General features: G+C 59.3%; 26 protein-coding genes. 3 read left to right on the forward strand and 23 right to left on the reverse strand.

Annotated elements, in window-relative coordinates; all coding sequences use genetic code 11:
* The first annotated feature begins 113 nt into the window (after positions 1-113).
* Both edd and N434_RS00435 read left to right on the forward strand, forming a co-directional pair.
* The gene (gene edd, locus N434_RS00430) at positions 114-1,934 is read left to right on the forward strand and encodes a phosphogluconate dehydratase (RefSeq protein ID WP_110755466.1); all 1,821 of its coding nucleotides are present in this window, start codon (positions 114-116) and stop codon (positions 1,932-1,934) included.
* Between the two features lie 218 nt (positions 1,935-2,152).
* The gene (locus N434_RS00435; RefSeq protein ID WP_110755468.1) at positions 2,153-3,517 is read left to right on the forward strand and encodes a metallophosphoesterase; all 1,365 of its coding nucleotides are present in this window, start codon (positions 2,153-2,155) and stop codon (positions 3,515-3,517) included.
* A gap of 56 nt (positions 3,518-3,573) precedes the next feature.
* On the opposite strand, the gene N434_RS00440 is transcribed toward N434_RS00435, so the two are convergent.
* The 8 genes from N434_RS00440 to N434_RS00475 form a co-directional block, all read right to left on the reverse strand.
* Positions 3,574-3,873 carry a type II toxin-antitoxin system RelE/ParE family toxin gene (locus N434_RS00440; RefSeq protein WP_110755470.1) on the reverse strand — a complete coding sequence of 100 codons (300 nt, stop codon included), beginning with the start codon at positions 3,871-3,873 and terminating at the stop codon, positions 3,574-3,576.
* Entirely contained in the window at positions 3,870-4,133 is a 264-nt protein-coding gene (locus N434_RS00445) for a type II toxin-antitoxin system ParD family antitoxin (RefSeq protein ID WP_110755472.1), read from the reverse strand. Before N434_RS00445 ends, N434_RS00440 begins: the two co-directional genes overlap by 4 nt.
* A gap of 121 nt (positions 4,134-4,254) precedes the next feature.
* Entirely contained in the window at positions 4,255-4,611 is a 357-nt protein-coding gene (locus tag N434_RS00450; protein WP_034501827.1) for a hypothetical protein, read from the reverse strand.
* A 239-nt stretch (positions 4,612-4,850) separates the two neighbouring features.
* Positions 4,851-5,939, reverse strand: coding sequence for an ABC transporter ATP-binding protein (locus N434_RS00455; RefSeq protein ID WP_110755473.1), 1,089 nt, complete (start codon positions 5,937-5,939; stop codon positions 4,851-4,853).
* Positions 5,940-5,959: 20 nt separating this feature from the next.
* Positions 5,960-7,615 (reverse strand): beta-galactosidase BglA, encoded by a 1,656-nt coding sequence (bglA, locus tag N434_RS00460; protein WP_110755915.1) that lies wholly within the window; start codon positions 7,613-7,615, stop codon positions 5,960-5,962.
* A gap of 37 nt (positions 7,616-7,652) precedes the next feature.
* Positions 7,653-8,813 carry a carbohydrate ABC transporter permease gene (locus tag N434_RS00465; RefSeq protein WP_080817815.1) on the reverse strand — a complete coding sequence of 387 codons (1,161 nt, stop codon included), beginning with the start codon at positions 8,811-8,813 and terminating at the stop codon, positions 7,653-7,655.
* A gap of 1 nt (position 8,814) precedes the next feature.
* Positions 8,815-9,828 (reverse strand): carbohydrate ABC transporter permease, encoded by a 1,014-nt coding sequence (locus N434_RS00470; protein WP_046800613.1) that lies wholly within the window; start codon positions 9,826-9,828, stop codon positions 8,815-8,817.
* A 103-nt stretch (positions 9,829-9,931) separates the two neighbouring features.
* Positions 9,932-11,293 carry an ABC transporter substrate-binding protein gene (locus N434_RS00475; protein ID WP_110755475.1) on the reverse strand — a complete coding sequence of 454 codons (1,362 nt, stop codon included), beginning with the start codon at positions 11,291-11,293 and terminating at the stop codon, positions 9,932-9,934.
* A 275-nt stretch (positions 11,294-11,568) separates the two neighbouring features.
* Here N434_RS00475 and N434_RS00480 point away from each other — a divergent pair, with 275 nt between their 5' ends.
* Positions 11,569-12,594 (forward strand): LacI family DNA-binding transcriptional regulator, encoded by a 1,026-nt coding sequence (locus N434_RS00480; RefSeq protein WP_110755917.1) that lies wholly within the window; start codon positions 11,569-11,571, stop codon positions 12,592-12,594.
* Positions 12,595-12,840: 246 nt separating this feature from the next.
* On the opposite strand, the gene N434_RS00485 is transcribed toward N434_RS00480, so the two are convergent.
* From N434_RS00485 to flgK, 15 genes are all read right to left on the reverse strand, one after another.
* On the reverse strand, positions 12,841-13,740 hold the full coding sequence (locus tag N434_RS00485; RefSeq protein WP_110755477.1) for a bifunctional methylenetetrahydrofolate dehydrogenase/methenyltetrahydrofolate cyclohydrolase: 900 nt from the start codon (positions 13,738-13,740) through the stop codon (positions 12,841-12,843).
* Positions 13,741-13,817: 77 nt separating this feature from the next.
* Complete coding sequence (locus N434_RS00490) at positions 13,818-15,587, reverse strand: GumC domain-containing protein (RefSeq protein ID WP_110755479.1); 1,770 nt, start codon at positions 15,585-15,587, stop codon at positions 13,818-13,820.
* A gap of 89 nt (positions 15,588-15,676) precedes the next feature.
* Positions 15,677-16,375 (reverse strand): WecB/TagA/CpsF family glycosyltransferase, encoded by a 699-nt coding sequence (locus tag N434_RS00495; protein WP_110755481.1) that lies wholly within the window; start codon positions 16,373-16,375, stop codon positions 15,677-15,679.
* A gap of 200 nt (positions 16,376-16,575) precedes the next feature.
* A complete protein-coding gene (locus N434_RS00500) occupies positions 16,576-17,118 on the reverse strand; it encodes a flagellar basal body-associated FliL family protein (protein ID WP_110755483.1) in 543 nt (180 codons plus the stop codon).
* Complete coding sequence (locus tag N434_RS00505; protein ID WP_065116127.1) at positions 17,118-17,486, reverse strand: hypothetical protein; 369 nt, start codon at positions 17,484-17,486, stop codon at positions 17,118-17,120. The genes N434_RS00500 and N434_RS00505 overlap by 1 nt, the downstream gene beginning before the upstream one ends.
* Positions 17,487-17,515: 29 nt before the next feature.
* A complete protein-coding gene (locus N434_RS00510; RefSeq protein WP_065116126.1) occupies positions 17,516-18,073 on the reverse strand; it encodes a rod-binding protein in 558 nt (185 codons plus the stop codon).
* Between the two features lie 115 nt (positions 18,074-18,188).
* Positions 18,189-18,608, reverse strand: a complete 420-nt coding sequence (locus N434_RS00515) for a hypothetical protein (protein ID WP_046800606.1) — start codon at positions 18,606-18,608, stop codon at positions 18,189-18,191.
* A gap of 15 nt (positions 18,609-18,623) precedes the next feature.
* The gene (fliR, locus tag N434_RS00520; RefSeq protein WP_065114867.1) at positions 18,624-19,379 is read right to left on the reverse strand and encodes a flagellar biosynthetic protein FliR; all 756 of its coding nucleotides are present in this window, start codon (positions 19,377-19,379) and stop codon (positions 18,624-18,626) included.
* Complete coding sequence (gene flhA / locus N434_RS00525) at positions 19,376-21,463, reverse strand: flagellar biosynthesis protein FlhA (protein ID WP_065114866.1); 2,088 nt, start codon at positions 21,461-21,463, stop codon at positions 19,376-19,378. The genes fliR and flhA overlap by 4 nt, the downstream gene beginning before the upstream one ends.
* Before the next feature lie 158 nt (positions 21,464-21,621).
* The gene (locus N434_RS00530) at positions 21,622-21,888 is read right to left on the reverse strand and encodes a flagellar biosynthetic protein FliQ (protein ID WP_003515115.1); all 267 of its coding nucleotides are present in this window, start codon (positions 21,886-21,888) and stop codon (positions 21,622-21,624) included.
* 49 nt (positions 21,889-21,937) lie between these two features.
* Entirely contained in the window at positions 21,938-22,408 is a 471-nt protein-coding gene (gene flgD / locus N434_RS00535) for a flagellar hook assembly protein FlgD (protein ID WP_065114865.1), read from the reverse strand.
* Complete coding sequence (gene flbT / locus N434_RS00540) at positions 22,399-22,848, reverse strand: flagellar biosynthesis repressor FlbT (RefSeq protein WP_065114864.1); 450 nt, start codon at positions 22,846-22,848, stop codon at positions 22,399-22,401. Before flbT ends, flgD begins: the two co-directional genes overlap by 10 nt.
* Positions 22,845-23,189, reverse strand: coding sequence for a flagellar biosynthesis regulator FlaF (gene flaF, locus N434_RS00545; protein WP_065114863.1), 345 nt, complete (start codon positions 23,187-23,189; stop codon positions 22,845-22,847). The genes flbT and flaF overlap by 4 nt, the downstream gene beginning before the upstream one ends.
* 34 nt (positions 23,190-23,223) lie before the next feature.
* Positions 23,224-24,327: a flagellar hook-associated family protein gene (locus N434_RS00550; protein WP_110755486.1), complete on the reverse strand. Its 1,104-nt coding sequence runs from the start codon at positions 24,325-24,327 to the stop codon at positions 23,224-23,226.
* A 3-nt stretch (positions 24,328-24,330) separates the two neighbouring features.
* Positions 24,331-25,824: a flagellar hook-associated protein FlgK gene (gene flgK / locus N434_RS00555; RefSeq protein ID WP_110755488.1), complete on the reverse strand. Its 1,494-nt coding sequence runs from the start codon at positions 25,822-25,824 to the stop codon at positions 24,331-24,333.
* Between the last annotated feature and the right edge of the window lie 21 nt (positions 25,825-25,845).

Below are 25,845 nucleotides of genomic sequence, written 5' to 3' on the forward strand. Positions count from 1 at the left end.
CGCGATTGCGGCCCGGCGACAAAGCGCCCCGAAGACATGAAGACTGAAACACGACAACCGGCCGTTCACCTCCCGGAACGCCGGTTGCCGACCAACGAACAGGATGAACGCCCATGTCCGCCGATTCCCGCATTCAGGCCATCACCGCCCGCATCGTCGAACGTTCCAAACCCTACCGCGAGACCTATCTGGAGCGGCTGCGGCTGCAGGTTTCAAAAGGCGTTCACCGTTCCGTTCTGTCCTGCGGTAACCTCGCGCATGGATTTGCCGTCTGTTCCCCCGCCGACAAGGACATCCTTGCCGGCGACCGGGTTCCCAATCTCGGCATCATCACCGCCTATAACGACATGCTCTCGGCGCACCAGCCCTACGAGACCTTCCCGGCGATCATCCGCGATGCGGCCAAGGAGGCAGGCGGCATAGCGCAGGTGGCGGGCGCGGTTCCCGCCATGTGCGACGGCGTGACGCAAGGCCAGCCGGGTATGGAGCTGTCGCTGTTTTCCCGCGATGCCATCGCCATGGCGGCCGGCATCGGCCTGTCGCACAACATGTTCGACGCCGCCGTCTATCTCGGTGTCTGCGACAAGATCGTGCCCGGCCTCGTCATCGCGGCACTCGCCTTCGGCCATCTGCCCGCCGTCTTCGTTCCCGCCGGTCCTATGACATCAGGCCTGCCGAACGATGAGAAGTCGCGTATCCGTCAGCTTTACGCCGAAGGTAAGGTCGGCCGCGCCGAGCTTCTGGATGCGGAATCGAAATCCTATCACGGCCCCGGCACCTGCACCTTCTACGGCACGGCGAACTCCAACCAGATGCTGATGGAAATCATGGGTTTCCATATGCCCGGTTCCTCCTTCATCAATCCCGGCACACCGCTGCGCGATGCGCTGACGCGTGAAGCTGCAAAGCGCGCGCTTGCGATTACCGCGCAGGGCAACGAGTTCACCCCGGCGGGCGAGATGATCGATGAAAGGTCTGTCGTCAACGGCGTCGTCGGTCTGCATGCAACGGGCGGTTCCACCAACCACACCATGCATCTGATCGCCATGGCGCGCGCCGCCGGCATCATCCTCACCTGGCAGGATATTTCCGATCTTTCCGACATCGTGCCGCTGCTCGCCCGCGTCTACCCCAACGGCCTTGCCGATGTGAACCATTTCCACGCCGCCGGCGGCATGGGCTTCCTCATCAAGCAGCTGCTGAAACAGGGCTTCGTGCATGACGATGTGCGCACCGTCTTCGGACAGGGCCTCGCAGCCTATACCGTGGATGCCAAGCTCGATGAAAACGGCGCCGTCACCCGCGAGCCCTCACCCGAGCAGAGCCACGACCCGAAGGTTCTCGCCGGCATCGAGACCCCATTCCAGCCGACCGGCGGCCTGAAGATGCTGACGGGCAATCTCGGCAAATCGGTTATCAAGATTTCCGCAGTCAAGCCGGAACGCCACATCATCGAGGCGCCGGCTATCGTCTTCCACGACCAGCAGGCGCTTCAGGACGCCTTCAAGGACGGCAAGCTCAACCGCGACTTCATTGCCGTCGTCCGCTTCCAGGGACCGAAGGCCAATGGCATGCCGGAACTGCACCGCCTGACACCGCCGCTCGGCGTGCTGCAGGACCGCGGCTTCAAGGTGGCGCTGGTGACGGATGGGCGCATGTCCGGCGCATCAGGCAAGGTGCCGGCCGCTATCCACGTCACGCCGGAGGCTTCCGATTGCGGCCCGATCTCGCTCATCCGCGACGGCGACATTATCCGTCTCGATGCCATTTCTGGAACGCTGGAAGTGCTGGTGTCCGCCGCTGAACTGGCGAAACGCGAACCGGCACGCGCCGATCTTTCCGGCAATGAATGGGGCATGGGCCGCGAACTGTTCGCCCCTTTCCGCCGTAATGCCGGTCCGGCCGATCAGGGCGCCAGCGTGCTCTTCCATTGATATGCGGAAGGCGAAGGCCGGGTGCGGCTTTCGCCTTTCAACCCCACTTTGCGGTATCGCCTGACTACACTTGCGCCCTCGAAAGATCGGGTACAGAAACCGCTTTATTTCCTGTTTCTTAAACGTCAGACTTGTCATGTGGCTGTGATGATCGCCCTTTAGGGCCTTCTCAGCCAGCCGTGGGACGACGGCGCAGTTTCGGATGATGGGGCCAGGACATGACGATTTTCTCAAGCAAACGCCGCGATGTGCTGAAGCTTATGGCGGGCACCGCCATGCTGCCACTGATGGCGGTGGCGACGCCTGTTATGGCGCAGGATGTGGCGCTGCGTGCAATCGTCATCTCCGACCTGCATTCGGCCTATGAGCGTATCGGCCAGCTTCTCGCGGCCATCGAAACGCGGATCGCCGCCGACAAGGTGCCCCATATCATTCTGCTGAATGGCGATCTGTTCGAGATCGGCAATGCGGTAGCCGCGCGTTCGGCCGGCGAAATCGAATGGACATTCCTCGCGGCACTCGCCAGGCTCGCCCCCACCGTCATCAATATCGGCAATCATGAGCCCGATATCGACAATGATCTTACCAATTTCGTCAGCCGCGCACAGGCACTCGGCATCACCGTGCTTTCCAACATCATCGACAAGCGCAGCGGAAAGCCCTATGCGCCCGAGAGCGCCGAGGTGAGTGTCGGCGAGCGGAAGGTCGTCCTCGCAGGTCTCGCCACCAATGCGATCAACACCTATCCGAAACCCACGCGCGAGATGCTCGACATTCCGCAGCCGGTCGAATGGGCCAAGGCCAACCTTCCCGATATCGTCAAACCGGACGCGATCAACATCGTTCTCAGCCATGCCGGCGTCGTCGCCGACCGCGATATCCTGCCCTTGCTGCCGGACGGCACGCTGCTGGTCGGCGGTCACGATCACCTGAACTTCGTGCACGAGCAGGGTGCCACGCGTTATGTCCATACCGGCTCATGGTGCACCTCCATGACGGTCGCTACGATCGCCGGTCCCGGTAAGGCCCCGACCATCGAGACCGTCGCCATCGACAGTGGCGCTCCCGCCTCCCCGGCCCTCAAGACCCTGATCGAACAAACGCTCGAAAAGCACCTGACCGCGGAAGAACGGGCGGTTGTGGGCAAATCGGCGAAGACGATGACCGTCGATGAGGCCGGTCGCCATGCGGCCCGGCTCATCGCCGCAAAAACCGGTGCGGATGTCGGTTTCATCGGCCACACCTCCTTCGGCGCCGGCCTGCCGGCTGGCGATATTCGCCGTTACGATTTCAACGCGTCGCTGCGTTTCGATGGCAAGCTGATGGTGACGGAAGTGGATGGTGAGGCGCTTGTGCAAATCCTCAAGCGCTGCAATCAGGACGGTGATATTCCGCTTGCTGCGCGCACCGGCGATTATCTCTACGCCATGCCGGAAAATCCGCAAACCAAAGAGCGCTACAAGCTGGTCTGCAACGACTGGTCGGCCACCAACCAGAAATCCTATTTCGGCCGCAGCGATCTTGCCTTCACGGAAGTGCCCGAAGTGAAGCTGAAGCGGACGGTTGTGGACGGGCTTTCTTAAGTCCGTGTCCTCACCTTGGCAAAACGCCGAGGCAATCATTGCGAGCTTGCGCGTCCCTAATCTTGCGGGAAAAGAATGGATTCGTAGTCCTGGGCGCCGTTCAGGATGTGCAGAATTTCCACGCGTGTCTCGGCAACACGATAAAAAACGAGATAGTTTTCATAAGGACGACGGCGGATACCAGTTTGCTCGTAGCGGGGTACAAGAGGGAATGCGCGAGGCATTTCTGCCAGTCTTAGACATCGGTCAAGCAGTTCACCGACGAATGTTTCCGCCCTTCCTGGACTATCCAATGCAATAAAATCACCGATACGTTCGAGGTCTGTTTTGGCCTCATCGGTCAGAACGACGATCACAAGCCGCGTTCTCTTGCCATTTTCCGATACTTGGCGCTCAGCTCCGATGCGACGTCCCCGATCGGCGTGACGCGGCTCGCATCGGCATCGGCGACGCCCCGCGCAATGGCGGCATCCAAAGCGGCCAATTTCTTTTCACGCTCTTCCACCAGCCTAACGCCTTCGCGCAGTACTTCGCTGCGGGAATTATATCGCCCCGACTTCACGAGATCGGAGACATAGTTCTCAAGGTGATGACCGAGATTCGCGCTGCTTGCCATGCCGATATCCTCTCTGTCCTTTGCTTATACCATCCAGTGATAATAGTTAGCAATGACGGGAGATATCGGTGAGCAGCATATCGACCCATCTGGCCGTTTCTGCCAATAGCTGGAAAATTGCTCAGAAAGACCGGATATCGAGCTTCCGGTCCTTATGCGCCGGATGCGTGCTGAACACGAAAATACGGTCCAGTTCCTTCTGTGTCAGCATGCGCAGGAAACGGACGTGGATGGTGTTGTTGGCGTTGACGCGCAACATCACGCAACCGATCTTGGTGATGCGGGCATCGGGAATATCGAGATAGAACTGGTTCGGCAGATTATATTTGGTCAGCAGCGCCAGCACCGCTTCGGTCTGGGAGATGCGGATGACATCGCAGCGGCGCGCCGCCATGTGCATCACGGCCTTTTCGGTATATTCGATGCGAGCCGCATTCATGGTATCTTCCATGCGGAACCGGCCTTCGCGGTCGTACATGAAGGATTCTTCCTTGCTCAGGTAATTGTTCCTGATGACACCCGCACTGCTCTGCACGCCCGGACTCCCATGCTCTGCCAATGGATCGAGACTAGGCCATAGTCTTTAACAATTCATATCAGAGCTGCCTTAAACAGATCGGAAGCGGGACATTTGCGATGTTTTTCCACAAGGGCAAAAAGCCATAAAAAAACCCGGAGCAAGGTTGCTCCGGGGTTTATTTTCAGGATCGCGGATATTTATGGACGGTAGGTCTTGCCTGCGGCATCGAAGAGGTGGAGCTTTTCCTGCGGCGCGGCGAACCGCAGGGTTTCGCCCTTACCGACGGAAACAATGCCCGGCACCTTGACGATGATCGGTTCCTGGCCCTTCGGCGCCTCGAGATAAAGCAGCGTCACTTCACCCAGAGCCTCGACAATCGACACCTTGCCTTCGAAAAGATAGTCGTCACCGGTGACAATGCTCAGATCTTCGGGCCGGACACCGAAGCTCGCAGCCTTGCCCTGCTCGGTGGCGGGGGTCGGCACGTAAACGGCAAGCGTCTTGCCGCCGGCGAGTTCTATCGATGTGCGTTCGCCGGTTCCGACGATATTCGCCGAAATGATATTCATGGCGGGCGAGCCGATGAACTTCGCCACGAAAAGATTGGCCGGCCTTTCGTAAAGTTCGAGCGGCGGGCCGACCTGTTCCACACGGCCGGCATTCAAAACGACGATGCGGTCTGCCAGCGTCATCGCCTCCACCTGGTCGTGGGTGACGTAGATCATCGTCGTATCGGCCATCTGCTCGTTGAGCTTGGCAATCTCGATACGGGTGGCGACACGCAGGGCAGCATCGAGGTTCGACAAGGGCTCATCGAACAGGAAGACCTTGGGATTGCGGCAAATGGCGCGGCCGATGGCGACGCGCTGGCGCTGGCCGCCGGAGAGTGCCTTGGGCAGACGCTCCAGATATTGCGTCAGCTGCAGGATTTCGGCGGCGGCACGCACGCGGCGGTCGATTTCCTGCTTGTTTTCCTTGGCGATCTTCATGCCAAAGGCCATGTTGTCATAGACAGTCATATGCGGATAAAGCGCATAGGACTGGAACACCATGGCGATGCCCCGGCGCGAGGGCGGGATTTCATTGACGAGCTGGCCATCAATGAACATCTCGCCGCCGGTGATTTCCTCCAGACCGGCGATCATTCGCAGAAGCGTCGATTTTCCGCAGCCGGAGGGGCCGACGAAAACGATGAATTCGCCCTGCTCGATCGAAAGATCGATGCCGTGCAGGACCTTCACCTGCCCGTATGATTTGCGGATATCCTTGAGAACGAGACTTGTCATGGGTGTTCCTCCCTATTCTGTCAGGCGTAACGGGCGAAGAATGCGCCCCATGCCGGAAGTTCTACGCTTCTGCCTTCAAGGCCGCTTGCAAAGCCGTGACCCTCGAGAACCTCCCAGTTCCCTTCCGGCAGCGTGGCTTTTGCCGGCGTTGCGGACAAGTTGAAGAGGCAAAGAACGGTTTCGTTGCCCAGCTTGCGGGTATAGCTCAGCACCTCGCCCTGCACGGGGTGGAATTCGATACCACCCTTCGCGAAAGCCGGGTGCTGCCTGCGGAAAGCGAGGAAGCGGCGGTAATGTTCCAGCACCGAAGCTTCATTGCCCTGCTGGGCGCTGACGGCACGCTGCTTGTGTTCGGCCGGAATGGGCAGCCATGTCTTGTCGGCTGTCGAGAAACCGGCCTGTGCGTGGCCGGCATCCCACACCATCGGCGTGCGGCAACCATCGCGGCCCTTGAATTCCGGCCAGAACTGGATGCCGTATGGATCCTGCAAGTCCTCGAAGGCGATATCGGCTTCGGTGAGGCCGAGTTCCTCGCCTTCATAGATGCAGACGGAGCCACGCTGCGTCATCAGCAGCGCCGAGAGAACCTTGGCGAAAGCGTCCTTATCCTCGACATGCGCGCCCCAGCGGCTGACATGGCGCACGACATCATGGTTGGAGAAAGCCCAGCAGGCCCAGCCTTCCGGTGCGGCTCTCGCAAAATCCGCCTGCACATCGGCGACGCGCTGAGGGGTCAGCGCATCAGGTGCCAGGAATTCGAAGGCATAGCACATCTGCATCTTGTCGTCGCCGGAGGTATATTCACCGACGATTTCGAGGCCGCGCTGACTGTCGCCGACTTCGCCAACGGCGGCGATGTCAGGGAATTCGTCCAGCACGGCGCGGAAACGCTTCAGGAATGCGATGTTTTCCGGGCGGTTCTTGTCGTAGAGATGTTCCTGGAAGTTATAGGGATTGACCGCAGGCGCCGTGGAGGCATTGCGGCGCTCCGGCGCGAGCGCCGGGTTATCGCGCAGCTCAAGGTCGTGGAAATAGAAGTTGATGGTGTCGAGGCGGAAACCGTCAACGCCGCGCTTCAGCCAGAAACGGGTGATGTTTAGCAGCTCTTCCTGCACTTCAGGGTTATGCAGGTTGAGGTCCGGCTGCGAGGTCAGGAAGTTGTGCATGTAATATTGCATGCGGGTCGGGTCCCACTGCCAGCCCGGACCGCCGAAGATCGACAGCCAGTTGTTGGGCGGCGTGCCATCCGGCTTGCCATCCGACCAGACATACCAGTCCGATTTCGCATTGTTGCGGCTGGCGCGGCTTTCCACGAACCATGGGTGCTGGTCCGAGGTGTGCGACAGGACGAGATCGATCATGACGCGGATGCCGAGACGATGGGCCTCGGCAATCAGCCCGTCGAAATCGGCAAGCGTGCCGAACATCGGATCGACATCGACATAATTCGAGACGTCGTAACCGAAATCCTTCATCGGCGAGGTAAAGAAGGGCGAAATCCAGATCGCATCGGCACCGAGGCCGGCAATATGCGCCAACCGGTCGGTGATGCCCTTGAGGTCGCCGATGCCGTCGCCATTGGAGTCCTGATAGGAGCGCGGATAGATCTGATAGATAACAGCGCCGCGCCACCAGTCCTTGTTGGGCGTCAAAGCGGAAGTCACCGAAGCGGTCATGGAAGTGTCCTGTCTGGTATGGGCGTTCATGGAATGATCAGCCTCCCTTGACGGAGCCTGCAAGCAGGCCACGCACGAGATAACGTTGAAGAGCAAAGAAGACGCAAAGCGGCACGATGATGGTGACAAAGGCCGAAGCGGTGAGGATTTCCCAGTTGCCGCCGCGCGAGCCGAGCAACGCGTTGAGCGCACCGGTCAATACCAGTTCGTCCTTCTGCGTGCCAAGGAACACCATGGCGACGAGCAGGTCGTTCCAAGTCCACAGGAACTGGAAGATGGCGAAGGAGGCGAGTGCCGGGAAGGAGAGCGGCAGGATGATCTTGACGAAGATTTCAAAATCGCTCGCGCCATCCACACGAGCGCTTTCGATGATCTCCTTCGGCAGGCCGGAAATATAGTTGCGCAGCAGATAGATGGCGAGCGGCAGGCCGAAGGCGGTATGCGCCAGCCAGATGCCGGCATAGGTCTTGGACGGCACACCGAAGATGGTGCCGATTTCATTATAGAGCCGCAGCAGCGGGATCAGCGACATCTGCAACGGCACGACGATCAGGCCCACCACCATGGCAATCAGCAGATTGCGGCCGGAAAAGCTCATCCATGACAGCGCATAGGCGGCAAAGGCGGCGATGAGGATGGGGATGACGGTTGCCGGCACGGCCACGGTGAGTGAATTGACGAAGGACTGGCCGATGCCTTCCGAGGTCAGAACCGTGCGGTAATTGTCGAGCGTGAAGACGGGCGGCGTCGCGACGGAAATATAGACGCGCTTGCCGCGCGCGCCCTCGAAGCTCGAAGCCTTGCTATATTCGTAGGTGCCGTCCGTATTGACGAGCAGGGTTTCACCATCGCCGATATCGGCCGGTTCGCCGGCGTTGAATGCTCTCGGTTCCTGAACGCGCACGCCGAAGGCGGAGACTTTTCCGCCGGCACCATTTTCAAAAACATTGCCTGATATCACATAGCGGCTGCCGTCCTGCTTCTGCACGGAAGCATCGGCGAGGCGCACTGCCGAGGTCTGTTCGGAGCTGGAGAAGGCCGTCCACCAGCCCGACACGGTAATCTGGTCCTTGTCGCGCAGCGAGCTGACGAGAATGCCGAGCGTTGGCAGGAGCCAGAGAAGCACGACGACGAGGACGCTGGCATGGACGATGAGGCGCGGCAGGCCGACACGGCGCAGGCGTTTGACGATATTCATCTCAGCGGCCCTCCATCTCGCGGTTCGCCTGGCGGATATTCCAGACCATGATCGGGGTGACGGCCGCCATGATGATGAGAGCGATAACAGCACTTCGGCCGCTGTCGCCGCCACCGCGGAACATCCAGTCGAACATGAGGTTGGCGAGAACCATGGTATTCCACTGGCCGTTGGTCATGGTCAGCACGATATCGAAGACCTTGAGCACGAGAATGGTGATCGTCGTCCAGACGACGGCGATGGTGCCCCAGATTTGCGGCACCATGATCTTCCAGAATATCTGCCAGCCATTGGCGCCATCGATGACGGCCGCCTCGATGGTTTCTTCCGGAATGCCGCGCAAAGCCGCCGACAGGATGACCATGGCGAAACCGGTCTGGATCCAGATGAGGATGACCATCAGGAAGAAATTGTTCCAGAAGGGCATGGAAATCCAAACCTCCGGGCTGCCACCGAAAAACTCGACGATGGCGTTCAAGAGGCCGATCTGTACCTGACCTTCGGCGCGATACTCATAGATGAACTTCCAGATGACCGATGCGCCAACGAAAGAAATCGCCATCGGCATGAAGACGATGGATTTGGCGATGTTGCCCCACCAGATGCGGTCGGTCATGACCGCGATGACGAGGCCGAAGAAGGTGCAGGCGGCCGGCACGACGGCAAGCCAGAGAATATTGTTGAAGATCGACTGGCGGAAACCGGCGTCGAAAAACGCCCAGCGATAATTGGCGAGGCCGACGAATTCGCTGCCTGTGCGATCATAAAAGGACAGGATCAGCGTGGCGATGACGGGATAGACCAGGTAGACCAGCAGAAGGATCAGCGCCGGGCCGATGAACAGCCAGGGCCGGACGGCGGCGCGGCGGTTTAGATTGCGGGATGCGTGAATGACATCTCCCGAGCGGACGGGAAAAATCACCTGCAGTGCCTTGTCAGATAGCCAGTAATAGGCCGCGCAGGCAAAAACGCCCGCTACCATGACGCCGATGGCAGACACGAGTTGTTGAGCCATGTTCCCTCCCTGATCCTCTCCGCGCCGCGTTGATTTATGCGGTCGTCGGGGCAGTTCCATTTGGTAAAGGCCCGGCAGCGTGCCGCCGGGCCTGATCCGATTGTTACTTCAGGCCGTCCCAGGCCTTCTGGATATCGGCGGCGACCTGATCGGCGGACTTGCCACCTACGAAATCGATCATGCCGGTCCAGAACGCGCCGGCACCGATCTTGCCGGGCATCAGGTCGGAACCGTCGAAGCCGAAGCTTGTCGCGGTCGTGAGGATTTCACCCTGGCGCTTCATCTGCTCATTGGCATAGGTGTCGACATTCACACCCTTATAGGGCGTCAGGAAGCTGGACTGCGCCATCCACACTTCGTGGGCGATCGGGGTCTTCAGGAATTCGACGAATGCCTTGGCCGCCGGTGCTTCCTTGGTGACCGTAACGAGCGTGCCGGCGCCGAGAACCGGCTTGCCGAGGTCAGGCTTGGACGCATAAGTCGGCATGTAGAAGAAATCCGCATCCGTTCCGACCTTGGTGCCTTCAGGGAAGAAGGACGGAATGAACGACGCCTGATGGTGCAGGTAGCATTTCGGCGGAATGTCGAAGAGACCCTTGGGGCTGTCGCGGAAGTCGGTGGAGGCCACGGCTGCAACGCCGCCGCTCACGTATTTTTCATTCTTGGCGAATTTGCCGAACTCGTTGATCGCCTCGACCACCGCCGGATCGGTGAACTTCACCTCGTTGGTCGTCCACTTCTGGTAAACATCCAGCGGCTGCGTGCGCAGCATCAGGTCTTCCACCCAGTCGGTTGCCGGCCAGCCGGTCGCACCGCCGGAACCGAGGCCGATGCACCAGGGCGTGCCGCCATCAGCAACGATCTGGTCGGTCAGCTTGAACAGGTCTTCCATGCTCTCGGGCACTTTATAACCCGCTTCCTCGAAGTTCTCAGGCACATACCAGACGAGCGACTTCACGTCGGCCTTGAAGGGGAACGCAAAGTAAGCCTTGTTGCCGTCCTTGCCCTTGTAGCTGCCGAGATCGACCCAGGACTGGCCCGCGCCGTAATTTTCCTTGACCCAGTTGGCGGTCTCATCACCGAGCGGCACCAGAAAACCCTTGGCCGCGAGATCGGCCAGTAGGCCGGGCTGCGGCAGGATGGCGATATTGGGCGGCGAACCCGCCTGCGTATCGATGACGATCTGCTGCTCGTAATTTTCCGACGAGGAATAACGGACATTCACACCGGTCGCATCGGCGAAATAGGCAAGCACCGACTGAAACAGTGCCTCGTCCTCGCCGCGCCAGGGCCCGAAAATCGTCAGCGTCTGGCCTTTGAGGTCGGCATGGGCCGCCTTGAAGTCCTCGTAGCTTTTCCAGTTGAACTTGGCATCCTGGCCAGGCGCGAATTTCAGATCGGCGGCAAAGGCCGCACCCGACAGCAGCACGATCGAAGCCGCCGTCGCCAAAAGAGTCTTCCGCATGTGATTTACCTCCCATCACATAAAAGGCTCAAAGCGTCCTCTCCAATCAAAGCGCTTTGGCTACCTATTCATCTCATTGTCATCCAGACGGAGTCAAGAGGCTCTTTCTTCGGAAACGTTGCAGCGCCTTGCGAATAATCATATTTATTTGAGGAGGCGGCTATCATTTTTGATTGAGAAAACATGATGGGGCTGGTAAAAATCTAAAGCGCTTTGGGAATGCGAGGAGAGGCTTTTGCCGCTTCCCGGGTGCACGCATGGAGGAAATTAAAGACATGAACCTGAAACAGTTGTCGCAACTGCTGGGCATTTCGCAGACCACCATCAGCAGGGCGCTCAACGGCTATCCCGAGGTGAGCGCGGAAACGCGCCGGCGCGTCATCGAAGCTGCCGAAAAGACCGGTTATCGCCCCAATGCCGCAGCACAGCGGCTGGCGACCGGCAAGGTCGGTTCCATCGGGCTCGTCATGCCGATTGGCGAACACCACCGTTCCGATGTGCATTTCGGCGAATTCTTAAGCGGTCTCGGCGAGGAAGCGTCGCGCAGCGGCTTTCATCTCGTCATCATGCCGACGGAGCCGGAAAAGGAGCGTGAAGCCCTGCGCGGGCTTGCCGCAAGCGGCAGTGTCGATGGCATCTATCTCGCCTATATGAAAAAGAACGATGCGCGCGTTGCCATGATGCAGTCGCTCTCCCTGCCCTTTCTCGTGCATGGCAGGTCGGTCGGCATGGAGGAGAATTATCCCTATCTCGATGTGGACAATGAGGGCGCGTTTCGCGATGCGACCCAGCTTCTCCTCCAGCTCGGCCATAAGCGCATCGGGCTTTTGAACGGCCCGGAGGGCTATGATTTCACCTACCGGCGCTGTCTTGGGGTGGAGAAGGCGCTAGAGGCAAGCGGCCTCGCCCTGCACCCGGCCAATAAACGGCACAGCAGCATGACGGACGAGGAGGGTTATCTCGGCATGGAGGCGCTGCTGTCTCAGCCGGAAAAGCCGACCGCCATTCTCTGCGCCAGTACCGCGCTTGCGCTCGGCGCTATCCGCTCGATGAACCAGCGGGGGTTAAAACCCGGCAAGGACATTTCGCTGATCGCCCATGACGACGTGCTGCCGCTGCTGAAGCCGGATAATTTTTCCGTGCCGTTGACGACCACACGCTCATCGCTAAGGGCTGCGGGCGTTCGCGTCGGGCAGCGACTGATCAACCGTATCAAGTTCGAGCAGATGGAGCCCCATCAGGAGCTCTGGAAAGCGGAGCTTGTGGTGCGCGCTTCGACGGGACCGGCTCCGAAGGGGTGAACCACGCAAACAGCGAACGACAAGACAGGGTCAACGTTCGCTGCGTCCTTGAGGTCCACCATTTCCGTCATATCGGCCCTGAGCCGGTATCCAGCCAGCCCAAGTCCTTGGGCTGAAACGACTCTCTCCGCCGCGCAGACGCGTGTCGGCTGGATTCCGGCTCAAGGCCGGAATGACGGAAGTGAGGGTACGGCGGCTCGAATTCTGCACCGCATAACACGAAGCCCAACGGCGCGCGACAGGCCTTCAGAACGTCGGCGCGGTCTTGCCCAGCGAACGATAGGCGGCGATGACGGTATTTGCCATCAGCATGGCAATCGTCATCGGGCCGACGCCGCCCGGAACCGGCGTGATGGCGGCGGCAACGGCGCTTGCCTCGTCAAAGGCGACATCGCCAACCAGCTTCGACTTACCTTCGCCCTTTTCGGGAGCAGGAATACGGTTGATGCCGACATCGATGACAGTTGCGCCCGGCTTCACCCAGTCGCCCTTCACCATTGCCGCGCGACCGACGGCCGCGACGAGAATATCGGCCGCCTTGCAGACGGTGGCGAGATCTTTGGTGCGCGAATGCGCCATGGTCACCGTGGCATTGGCATTGAGGAGAAGCTGGCCCATGGGCTTGCCGAACAGGTTCGAGCGACCGATGACCACGGCGTTCAGGCCGGAAAGATCGTCGCCATGAATGCCGCGCACCAGAAGCATGGCGCCGGCGGGCGTGCAGGAAATAAGGCCGGTGGCGAGATCGCCCGTCGCCAGCTTGCCGGCGTTGAGCACGCTCAGACCGTCGACATCCTTCTCGGGCAGGATCGACTGGATGATCTCATCGGAATTGAAATGCTTCGGCAGCGGAAGCTGCACCAGAACGCCGTGAATGGAGGCATCGGCATTCAGTTCGCCGACCAGCTTCAGAAGCTCACCTTGCGTCGTCTCTTCCGGCAGCGTGTGCTGGATGGAGTTGAAGCCGCATTGCTTGGCCATCTTGCTCTTGGAATTCACATAGGCATGGCTGGCCGGATCATTACCGACGATGACAACCGCGAGACCGGGCTTGACGCCCCGTTCCGCCTCGAGCGCTTCTGCCGATATGCGGACCGCCTCCGTTACCGAAGCCGCCTTCGCCTTCCCGTCAATCACAACTGCCATGCGTCTTGCTCCTGCTGGATTACGTTGGCCCCGTATGGTGCCCCCTTTGCAGGAATGCAAGCAAAAATGCAGCCTCGTCAGGCAGTTTTGCGGTAGCCGTCACGGTGATCGGCGTAATCGGCAAGACGCTCCCTCAGATGCGCCAGCTCGCGTCTCAATTCCGCCAACTCCTCGGCTTCGGCCTGCTCATGATCGAAGTGTCCGGCAAGGGCTTCACTGAGCAATGGCGGAAGCTCTGGCGACATCTGGTCGACGGTTCTGGCGGTGCGGTTACCCATCAGCACCTGCCGCACACGCTCGTCCAGCGGCATGTCGTCAGCATCATTCGCGGCCTCGGCATAATAGTCGGCGAAGGCGTCTTCAGGCTGGACATCATCCGCGGCAAGCTCTTCGAGATCATCAAAAACCGCCGGCTCGATTTGCTCGAATTCGGAAAACTGAAGGGATTGCTCCGGCTCATCCATGGAGGGCGGAAGTTGCACTCCATTTTCGACGGCCAGCTGGCCCTCCTGTTCCTCATCGTGACGGCGGTAGCTCAGGAGATAAAGGCTGCCCAGCAGACCGATCAGGCCGCCGCCGCCCGCCATCATCGCCGCCTGCGTCAGATCACGGGACAATTCTCCGGGGGCCGCCTTCTTCGTCAGGCGCGTCTCGACGGCCGGAGTGGTGGATGCGGACAGATCGCGACGCTCGCTTACTTCCAGATAGGTATTTCGCGCCGTCTCCAGCTCTGCCTGCAGCCGGGAAAGTTCACCGGGGGGAACGCCAAGGCCGTTCAGCCGGTCAAGGTGCTGTTTGCGCTCACCACTGGCGGTCGCGATCTCCTGGGTGATGCGTTTTTCATCCGCCCGCAGGCCATCGACCAATTGGCGCAAGGCAGGGGCGGCAAGCGCCTGTACGGCATCGACAGCATTCTGCGCGGCAATGCGGCGGGGGTGCTTAGGCCCGTAATCGACCGATACGCTGGCAAGCGCCATGCTGGCCGTCGCATGTTTCTGCCGGATATCCTCAAGCGCCGAGAAAGCCGCGCCTGCCGGCACGGGCTTTGACAGCACATCATTCGGCTTGAGTGCAGCAGCGACCGCCAGATCGGCCTGAAGAGACTGTTGCTGCTGCGCCATTCTGGCAAGGCTGTCGTTCACGTCACGCAATTGCTGCTCTAGCTGCTGCACTTCCGACAGGACGGCATCGCCATGGCGCATCTGGAAGCCGTTCAGTGCCGCTTCCGCCTCATCGAGCCTTGTCCGCGCCCGTTCCGTCTGGCGCATGGCGGGTGTCATGGTGCCGGCCCTGCCATCCGCCATGACCCGCATCGAAAGATAATCCGTCAGCCGCATGGCGGCTTCCGGTGTGGCTGCCCTGGAGGTTACGACCAGTGTATTTTCATCCGGCGTCAGTTCCAGCCGTATTGCCTCGCCCACCGCACCATTCAGCGCCTCGCGCGGGGAAAGCGGGCGTGCCTCCGTCCCTGTCAGCAGATCGACAAGCAGGCCAAGCTCACTCTGATTGCGAACGCCAACCATATCGGCGGCTTTCAGCTTGAGGTCGGCGGTTACCCGGTCGAGCCCCGAAGGGGATAATAGCGTGCGCCGGGCCATCGCCAGAAAGCGGGCCGCATCCGGAGCGTCATAGGAAGACTGCGTGACTTCGATCCGGGCCTGCGAGACATAGCCGCGAAAACCGGAATCGATCAACAAAAGCGGAAGCGCAGCACCGGTGACGGTCGCCGCCGCGACACAGCCGGCGGTCAGAAGCCGCAGGCACTGTCTGCGCCATTGCGACATGGGCACGGCGACATCGTCCTCTTCCGGGCGAACCGCCATCATATCCGGACTGTGATCAACCATCTGAAGCCGTCTGCCCACCCTCGATGCCGCCCGCAACGGGCGACTGTCAAAACCTTACGAGAGGTTAAAGGATCGTGGCAAACAAATGGTTAACGCGGGCTCCGCGAACCCGTCTCAGTCTTGCCAAGCGCAATGTGCCAGGGTTCGGCGCAGAGGCCGTAGAGCCAGCTCATATGCAGCTTGCGGAAGATTTCCGGCATGCCCGCCACTTCTGACGAAAGTACCTTGAACAGCGGGCCGACCGCGATTGCGACGCGCGCATCGTCACGGCTGACGGTGCGGTGCAGCCATTTTTCCTGATTTTCACCGAGCATACCGGCAAGCAGAACATCGACCTTCACCCCTGAGGTGTCGCGGCCGAGCATCACGAAGTCATGCCAGGGCGCGTGAGCGCGCAGCTTCGCCAGCACTTCACCGAGCTGTGCCGCGTCGTCGCCTGCAACGCCGATCCGTTTCGGGACCGCCATATAGGTCAGAAGCGCCATGACGAAAGCGACGCCATCGATGGCGGCGGACAGAGGCCTGCCATTTTCGCCCCGGGTGGCGGCGATCATGGCCTTGCCCTGCGGCAGAAGCAGGCAGCTTTCCAGAATCTCGCGATAGGCGACATCCCTGAGGGACTGCCTGGCTTTGTCGATGGTGAGGAACGAGAGCATCGTGTGCCCTTCGCAAGCCGAAGCCCGGCTGCTGACGAGCTCCAGCGCACCGTTCCAGTCGAGATCACAGACACGCAGTCCATGAATGTTCCGTTGCGATCCCGGCCGCGCAAAACCTGCCGCGAAATTCATTGCCAACCCCCGAATGCCAAACCTGCCGCCGGTCCGGCGCATGGTTGCGGGACGGCGGCTCATGGGTCTGTTTATACAGGTGCAGGTTGAAGTTACCCTGAAAGCAATCGCTCGAATGCCCGGGGTCATCCAAAGGAAGGATTAACCAGAACGCTGGACCGCTTTGCGCCGGCCCGGCGCGTGAGCCGCGCCTTCCGGTATCAGTGGCTTGGCGCGGCGGCCGCTTCTTTTCCGGCCTCGGCCTGCTCGCCCTCGACGATCTTGACCGAACGGGGTGTGCCATTGCCATTCTGCTCGCGAATATCGGCCTTGGACAGATAATCGAGCTGTTCGATCAGCACGTCCTCGACCACTTCGTCATCGAGCCTCTTGTTCAGCCCCTCGCGGATGCGCTGCTTGAAGGCCTCGGGATCGAAGGTGGAAATATTGGCGATGTTGACCATGGACGAACCCGCCAGAAGCGTGAACAATTCGTCGGTCATCAGCTGCGTTGCCGGCAGCTCGATCTTCGCCATCTTGTCCTTGTCGACACGCAGCGAAATCCGGCTGAGGAAATAGCCGTTCACGCCGCCGTCATTGATGACGGGGATGGTGATGCTCTCGCCCTTGACCAGTTGCAGATTGGCCTTTTTCGCGCCCGCCTCATCCCCCGGCGCGGGTGCCGTCGCCATCTGGACGGAGAAATACACCGCGCCGAGCGTGACGGCGCAAACCCAGACGCCGGTGAGAAGAAGCTTCAACATCAGGAGGCTGCGCCGTACATGAACTGTTCCTGCGAGTAGGTGCCGTCCGTGTCGGCTTCCTGGATCGCGTTCTTCAGCAGGTCCGCGACAGCACGAACCGCGTTCAGATGCGCCTCGACGCGGCTGGCATTGGTCGCAAGCTTGGACTTGATGCCCTTCACCTGCTCCAGATAACCGCTTGCGATTTCCTCGCGCGGTGTGTCGCGAAACAGCATGGTCAGCTCATAGAGGCAACGGCTTTTATGGGCATTGGAAACCTTGAAGTCGAATTGCGGGTCCTTACCGATATTGTCGTTCTCATTGTCGATGATCATCTCAAGGCGGCCGAGAACGGATTGGATACGGTGGTCGTTCGACATAAGGTCCATGCTTGTCTCCTCGTTAAGGTTTTTCATTTTCAAGCCTCGTCCGTTTTCTCATTGGAAACGCCGAGGACCTGCCGCTCGAACTCCGCCACCATCCGAATTGCAGCATTATGGTCTTTTTCATTCATGGAAACGTCGGTAATGCCCTTGCTTTCGGCTTTCCGCAACGCATCCTTGTAAGCCTGTTCCGCAATACCGACGCCGCCATTTCTGGAGATCGTATCGGCAAACTGTTCGGCCATCATGCTTTTCCAGATTTCGCCGGCATTACCCTTGCCGTAGACTTCCTCGCTGTCTTTCGGCAGCATGTTGGCAACGAAGGTCTGGAGTACCGAGGCTTCATATTTGCGGTATGTTTCGGGAATCTCCGTGCGCGCTGAACGAATATTGGTATCGCCAAGGCCCGCCTTCGAGGAGGCGCCATCCAGCATATCGACAGCGGCGCCAAAACCCTTGCCGGCATCGGCAAGGCTGGTGGCAGCAAAGGCCGCCTTGTTCGCCTTCAGTTTTTCCTGGGCGACCTGTACTTCCTGAGGGTCCGCGGCGCGCACCACATCCATCACCAGATCACTTATAACCGATATCGCCACGTCCCGATCTCCCGAGGTGAAGAACGCATGACAGGGAAAGCCGACGCGTTCGTTCAATCAAGAAACATCGCCGGAGGCCTCTTCAAAAACGCCCGCGATGCAACAATGGGACAGATTATGGATCGCCAACCTTGCTGGAGGCTGGTGTCCGAGATGCGTTTGTCATTTCAAGCAGATCATAGATTGCATTATCATCGGCTTCACGATCCTCGAGATCGCGGGCGAGATGCATCCTGTCCTCCAGCCGGTCCGCCTTGGTCTTTTCCTTCAGCACCTTGTTTTCCTGCAATTGCTGTACGCCGGCGAGCTGGCGGTCCTTGACCACCAGACGGCCGTAACGATCCGAATAATGCCTGGAAAACGTCTGGTGCACCGGCTCCATGGAACTCATCGCTTCCAGCACATTGTCCATGGATTGCGCCACCTCGGTCCGGACACGCGTGGTGTCGGCAAGCTCCACCTCTGCCATCTTCTCCATGTGACGCTGTACCGTTACGAGACGTTTGAGCTTGGCAGAGCGCTTGTCCGACGCCATGGCGTTTTCTCCCGATCAGAAGCCGATGAAGACCGGGCCGAAACCATCCACGAACTGGCGGATGAGGGCGGCGACCGACAGATAGAGCATGAAGATACCACCCGCGAGAACGAAGGGCGTCGAGATGAAATAGACCGGGATCTGCGGCGCAAGCTTGTTGATGAGACCGACCGCGACGTTGAACATCAGGCCATAGATCACAAAGGGGCTTGCAAGCCGCAGCATGATCGAGAAGGTTGCCCTCAGCGTATCGGTAAGCGTGATCAGCATCTTCTGGCCGCTGATGAGGGCGCCGACCGGCGTGGCGGTATAGGAATCCACCAGCGCCTTCAGGACAATATGGTGGAAATCCAGCATGAACAGCACCAGCAGGCCGCCGAAGGTGATGAAGTTGGATATCTGGTTTTCCTGCACGTCTTCGATGACATCCGCACCGCCGGGAGCGCTGAGGCCGATGGAAGCGCCGATGAGCGCGCCCGTGAACTGGAAACCGAGCGTATAAAACCGGGCGATCAGACCATACATCGCCCCGATAACGATCTCGGTGAAGATGAGGCCGACGACCGTGCCCTGACTTGCACCAGAGACCTTCGGATAGATCGTATCCCAAAGCACGGGCAGGAGCGCCATGGATACCGCCACGCACAGCAGCATGCGGATCTGCGGTGAGATGCGCGAACTGGAAAAGCCCGGCATCGTCATGAAACAGGCGCCGATACGACAAATGGCAAGGAACAACGCGATAATGGTCCCTTGCGGGTCGGTTATCATGAAATGGCGCCCAGGATCTTGATCTCCAGCCCCTTGGCCAGTTCCACATGCGAAAGAACCGGCAGGGTGGCAAAGAGTCGCTCGATAATCATGCGCACATAGGACCGCGTTTCCGGCGAGGTTACAAGGACAAAGGGCAGGCCGCGATCCATGAATTCACGGATAACTTTGGACGCCTGCTCGGAAAACTCCTCAAGGTGACGCGGATCGATGTCGAATTCGACGATCTCGCCCTTTTGGTCGCGCTTGAGCGCCTGATGGAAAACCATGTCCCACTTGTTGCCGAGGCGCAGGACGCGCAGCACGCCATTGTCCGCCAGATCGCCGCAAAGCTGCTGCGACATGCGCACCCGCACGTGTTCGACGATCTGTTCCGTCTTGCGCACATGCGGCGCGAGTTCGGCAACCGCTTCGAGAATGAGATGCAGGTTGCGGATCGACACACGTTCGGCAAGCAGCAGTTTCAGAACCGCCTGCAGGCCGGAATAGGACATATGCGACGAGCAGATTTCATCTGCCAGCTTCTTGTATTCCGGATCAAGCCTGTCGATGAGGATCTTCACGTCCTTGTAGGACAGAAGCTGCGGCAGGTTGTTGCGGATGACTTCGCTCAGATGCGTCAGCACGACGGAGACGTTGTCGATCGGGTGGAAACCTTCGCGCTTCAGGTCTTCGGTAAAGGTCTCGAGGATCGAGACGGCGGGCATGCCGAAAGCGGGTTCGCGGATCTCGTCGCCGGGAATGCTCGGTTTGCGCCCTGCCCCGGTCACGACAAGAACATCGCCGACACGCAGGTTGCTTGACGCGATGGTCGTGCCGTGGACACGGATCTGATAGGCCTTTTCCGGTATCATGATATCGTCTGAGACCTTGATCTCCGGCACGACGAAACCGTACTGGGTGGCGAATTTCTTGCGCATCTTGCCGACACGGAAGGCCAGCTCCTGATGCGCCCCGAGAAGGCGGGTCGAAACCTGCTTGCCAAGCGCGAGTTCGATCTCGGCCGTCTTCAGCACCTGTTTGACCGAATCCTTTTCCGCCTCGGTGGTCTGAAGAACCTTGTTCTCCTCTTCCTGGCGGCGAAGCGCGCTTTCGGCTTCCGCCTGGCGCGGAATATACCAGCTGCCGAAGGCCATGATGCCGCCCAGGAAGATGAAGGGCAGGAACGGAAGGCCCGGAATGACGGCGAGCAGCCCCATCAGCATGGCCGAAACCATGAGCGCACGCGGGTAACCGCTCAGCTGATTGACGACGGCCTGATCCGTCGAACCGGCGGTGCCGCCGCGCGAGACCAGAAGGCCGGCGGCCAGCGATACGATCAGGGCCGGGATCTGCGAAACGATGCCGTCACCGACGGAAAGCTTGACGAAAACGTCGGCCGCTTCGCCGATCGGCATGCCGTGGCGGAAATAACCGATGATGATGCCGCCGAAAATATTGATCGCGGTGATGATAAGGCCGGCAATGGCGTCGCCGCGGACGAATTTCGAGGCACCGTCCATCGAACCGAAGAAGGAACTTTCCTCTTCCAGCTCGCGGCGGCGGCGCTGCGCCTCCTTCTCGTCGATGATGCCGGCGGACAGATCCGCGTCAATCGACATCTGTTTGCCGGGAATGGCATCCAGGGTGAAGCGCGCACCGACTTCCGCGATACGTGTCGCACCCTTGGTAATGACGATGAAGTTGACGGTGATCAGGATCAGAAAGACGATCAGACCGATGACGAAATCGCCGGACATGACGAGGCTGGAGAAACCGGCGATCACGCCGCCCGCCGCGGTCGGCCCCTCATTGCCGTGCGACAGGATGACACGCGTCGTCGCAATGTTCAGCGACAGGCGGATCATGGTCGCGATCAGCAGCACGGTCGGGAAAGACGAGAAATCCAGCGGGCGCTGGATCCAAAGGGCCACCATGAGGATGAGGACCGAAAGCGCGATCGAGAACGCCAGCCCGATATCCACCAGCATGACCGGAATGGGCAGGAAGAGAACGCAGAGGATCGCCACGATGCCCAGTGCGAAACCGATGTCACGCGTGCTCGGACTTACCTTGGGCAAGGAGATGACTGGTGGTTGCGCCATAAAAATCGTCCTGTCTCTTCATGAGAAGGGCGACGGAAAAGCCGCCGCACGGTTCCGCGGCATCGGTTTTCGAAACGGTTCGCGCAATTCGGTCCGATGCTTCAGCCCATCACTAGTCGCCGAAGCTTGCGCGAGGGTGTCATCCAACGGGACGAACGTCAGAAACCCGACTGGACTCGCGAAAAGACGAGATTGGAAAAAAGGGCGATCTGCGCACCCACGAAGGGGGCGGCAACGCCGAGAACGATCATGATCGTCACGATCTTGGGAACGAAGGTCAGCGTCATTTCCTGAACCTGGGTCAGGGCCTGGATAAAGGCAATGGCGACACCGACGATCATGGCGGCCAGAACGGCCGGACCGGCCGCGACGAGAACCGTCCAGACTGCCGCTTGCATGATATCAAGCGCATCGGCCTCGTTCATCGTCGCGTCCTCTGTTCCTGAAAGGCGACCTCATGCCGCCTTTTCAATATCACGAATCGGCAGGTTTATCCGAATCGGTACCGGTATCAGGTGTACTCGCGATCGGGCCATTCGAGAAGGTGACACCGGCCTGCAGCAGCACTTTGTCACCAGCTTCGGTAATCGCGACGACACCGTCCGAATAGACTTCGACTTCTTTTACCACGCCCGTGACCTTGTCGTCGGCGCTCTTGACCGTCTTGCCGACCAGATCGGAGGCGCGCGTCAGGGCTTCCGCCTGCAGCATGCTCTTCAGGTGGGTGTTGGTCTTGATGGTCTGCTCGACCTGCGAGAAGCTGGCGAGCTGCGACATCTGCTCGCCGGCGTCCATCGGGCTGGTCGGATCCTGGTTCTTCATCTGGGCGATGAGAAGCTTCAGGAAGCTGTCGTAGTTCAGCGAAGCCGCGCTGCTGTCGGAACTGCTCGCCCCGGCATTTGCCCAGGGGTTAGAGGCTGCCGAAGTGACTGCATCTACCGCCATGGTGCGATCTCCTTGCGAATCTGTTCGATCGTTGCGGGGGTCATTTCCTGATTATTGAGGATTTTCTCCTCGGTCGGATAAAGACCGCGGATTGCCTTCAGCGCTTCGAAGGCCTTGCCCGAGGCAACCAGACCGTCGATCCGCTTGAGTTCAGCCAGAACCTCATCGTGCTGGAAGCAGTTGAGCAGCATGCTCACGGACTTGCGGAACATGTTGGTGGACTGTTCGCGCCCTTCCGGGTTGATGAGGATCATCTGCGCGATGAAATAGAGCTGCCTGAGCGGCGTTGTCGCCTGCTCCGGCTGCAGCACGTGGTTTTCAAGCAGGAACGTGACATCGTTCAGGAACTCGAGCGCCACCTTGCGATCCACCCGCAAAACCGCGCCGTTGATGAAAATCTTTTCGCCCGATTTCAGCGAAATTCGAAGTGTACTTTTCATTTCAGTCCATCCCTGATGATGGTTGTCACGTCAATTATGCCCTGGAAATTCGTCGACTGACGTTTCCGGATCAGTTCGCACTCTTTCAATATCCAGATCGCGATCGAGATCAGATTGGCCCTCAGTTCCATGGCCAGCTGATTATCCGGCTGCTTGAGGTCCTCAATGAAGCGGATCCAGACCCGCCGAGTGTAAAAGAGCGCCTCGATCGTATGGCGCTGGGAGGAAGAATCCCTCGCTTCCGCCAGCAGTTCGATCGATTTTGTCAACGCCTGCCGCTCGCGATCCTTCGCGTTGGCGACACCATCCTCCATGATTTCGGCGTAGGAAAACTGGTACATTCATGTATCCTTTATCTGCCGCCACCCCTGTTCATCAGAGGTAGTTCACCAGACTCATTTTTTGCAGACGTGACGTCAGGCTGTATGCGATTTCGATCTGCTGCTGCAGCAGATCGAGACGGGTCTTCGCCTCGTAGGTATCGATGCCCTCGATATCCAGCAGATGCGTCTCGATGATCTTCTTCTGCGCGGCCAGGGAGTCGTTCGACTTCTTGACGCGTTCCTGGGAAAGGCCGAGACCGCTTACCTGCTGGTTCAAACCGTCGATTGCCGTACCGATCGTCGTAACAGCACGGGTGGCAACCGCTTCGCGAACGTCGCTGGGGACCTTGTCGTCAAGGAAGGTCATCGTCGTCATGGCCGTCATCATAAAATAACGCATGCCCTGCGAATTGCTGTTGGTCGACGTCTCGATCACTTCGTTCTGGCTGATGCGGCTCGTCATATTGGTGTCGCTGGCCTTGGAGCCGAATGTCGTCCAGAAATCGACGTTCTGTCCGGCGGCAACACTGCTGTGCGGCGGGTTGGTCACGGTCGTCGTGCCGTTGAACACGCCTTCCATATGGGTCATGAAATCGTTGACCTGTTCTTTGGACAGGTTGGCGATGTTGCCCACCGGCGGCGTCTGCGATGCCATGAAATGGTTCAATTCGGCATCATAGGCCGCCTTCAGGGGTGAACCATCGGCGAAATAGTCATCAACCGGCTTCACATCCGTATTCGTACCGGAAAACAGATATTCCCCGTCGACCGCCGTGTTTGCAAAACTGGTGAAATTGTTGAGCGCATTCGAGATTTTCTGGTTCACGGTGGCAAGCGTGGGCTGCTCGCTGGTCGTATTCGGCACCAGAACGCCGAGAATCTCCTCGGCCGCCTTTGCCATGCCGTCCAATGCCGTCTGCGACGATTCAAGGCGCTGCGTGGCGAAGGAATTGACCGTGACAAGCGAGGAAATCCGCTCCACATCCCGATTGAGATCGAGGCTGCGGGCCGTATTGGCGCCGAGCGTGACGCCCAAATCCGCGTGCTTGCCCGTCGTCAGTTCGGTATTCAGCTTGGTCATCTCAAGCTGAGCCTTGAGGATGGTGCTGCGCATGCTGTTCTGCATCGCCAGCGATGAAATGAATGACGTTTTCATCTTTTACCTCACCATGTCCATCAAGGACTTGAGCATTTCATCGACGGTGGTCACCAGTTTCGTGGCTGCCTTATAGGACTGCTCGATGTCCATGAGCAGCGAAAGCTCCTCATCCAGGCTAACCGCCGTGTTGTTCGAATAGGAGGTGGCGGAGCGCTCATAGAGCGCGCTTTTCGCTTCGTTCGCCGAAGTCGCACCGGATCGTTCCTGTTCGAGCCAACCCATCGAGTTGGTGCCGTATTTCAGGATGCTGGTATTCGTATCGATACGTGTCGACGCGGCAAAATTCATGGGCGCGTCGAATGCGGTCACATAGCTGTCGATCAGAGCGGAAAAACCGGTTCCGCCCGTAGCCGTGGTATTGACGACATAAGCGGTACCGTTGATGCCGCCGTCGCGCAACAATTCCGGGTTTCCACCTTGCGAAATAATTAACGCGGAGTTGACGGTAATGCTCGCAGCAAGACCGGGAACGATCACGCCATCCGGAGGAATCTCGCTTGTCGAGGTGGCCGTCGACCAGGTGAACAGGCCGGGTTTCGCCGTCAAAGGGGTCGCGGGCGGCGCCGGCTGGGTAATCGGCTTTTCCGCAAACATGGAGATCAGGCCACGGGCGATTTCGTCGAGCTGGCTCTGCATGGTCGGCGCGAGGTCGTCGCGGATCTGCATCAGACCCTGCAGCGATCCTTCCGCCGTCGTGTTGCTGCCGCTACCCGCCTTCAGCGCCACACCATCGACATAGATCGCATTGCCCGTGGTCGTGGCGTCGTAGCCCGGCTGCGCCTTGAAGGTCACCTTGCGCGGCACGATCTCGAACAGGGTCGCGCCTTCCGTCGTATAAAGCGCCACATCGTTGTTTGGACGATTGACGACATTGATGCCGATGATGGACGAAATGTCCTTCAGCAAGGTTTCGCGCTGATCAAGGGCGTCGCTCGGATCACCACCGATCGCCGTCTGTGCCTTGACCTCGTTGTTGGCTTCCTCGAATTTCGCAAGCAGGCCGTTCAGCTTGTCGACCTGAAGGGACATTTCCTTGTCGGCGCGCAGGCGCATGGCCTGCAGTTCGGCCGATGCCTTGTTCAGCGAACTGGCGACATCCGAAGCGGAGGTCACAGCCGTCGCCGCCAGAGCGGCATTGCTCGGCTTGGCAGCGTAGCTGCTAAGGCTCTTCAGCAGCTCCTCCATGTAGGTGGACGGCGCGCTTTCGTAATCGTTGCTGCCGAAAATGCTCCTCATCTCCTCCAGACCGGTCAGAACGGTATTCTGACCGGTGGCCAGCGAGGCGCTGGAGATCGTCTGCCTGAGAAGACTCTCATTCTGGGCACGGCCATTGGTGACGATAGTCGCACCGGCCATGGTCGTGCCGAGAATGGCGGTTCGCTTGACGTAATTCGCATTGCCGACATTGGCAATATTCTTGGCGGTAACGTCCGTCTGCTTACCTGTATTATTGAAAATCGACTGCGCAGTATTCATTGCTGACGTGAGCGACATTCATCTGTCCCCGTAGGAATT

The sequence above is a fragment of the Rhizobium sp. UGM030330-04 genome, from assembly GCF_003208455.1.
GTDB lineage: Bacteria > Pseudomonadota > Alphaproteobacteria > Rhizobiales > Rhizobiaceae > Agrobacterium > Agrobacterium rhizogenes_A.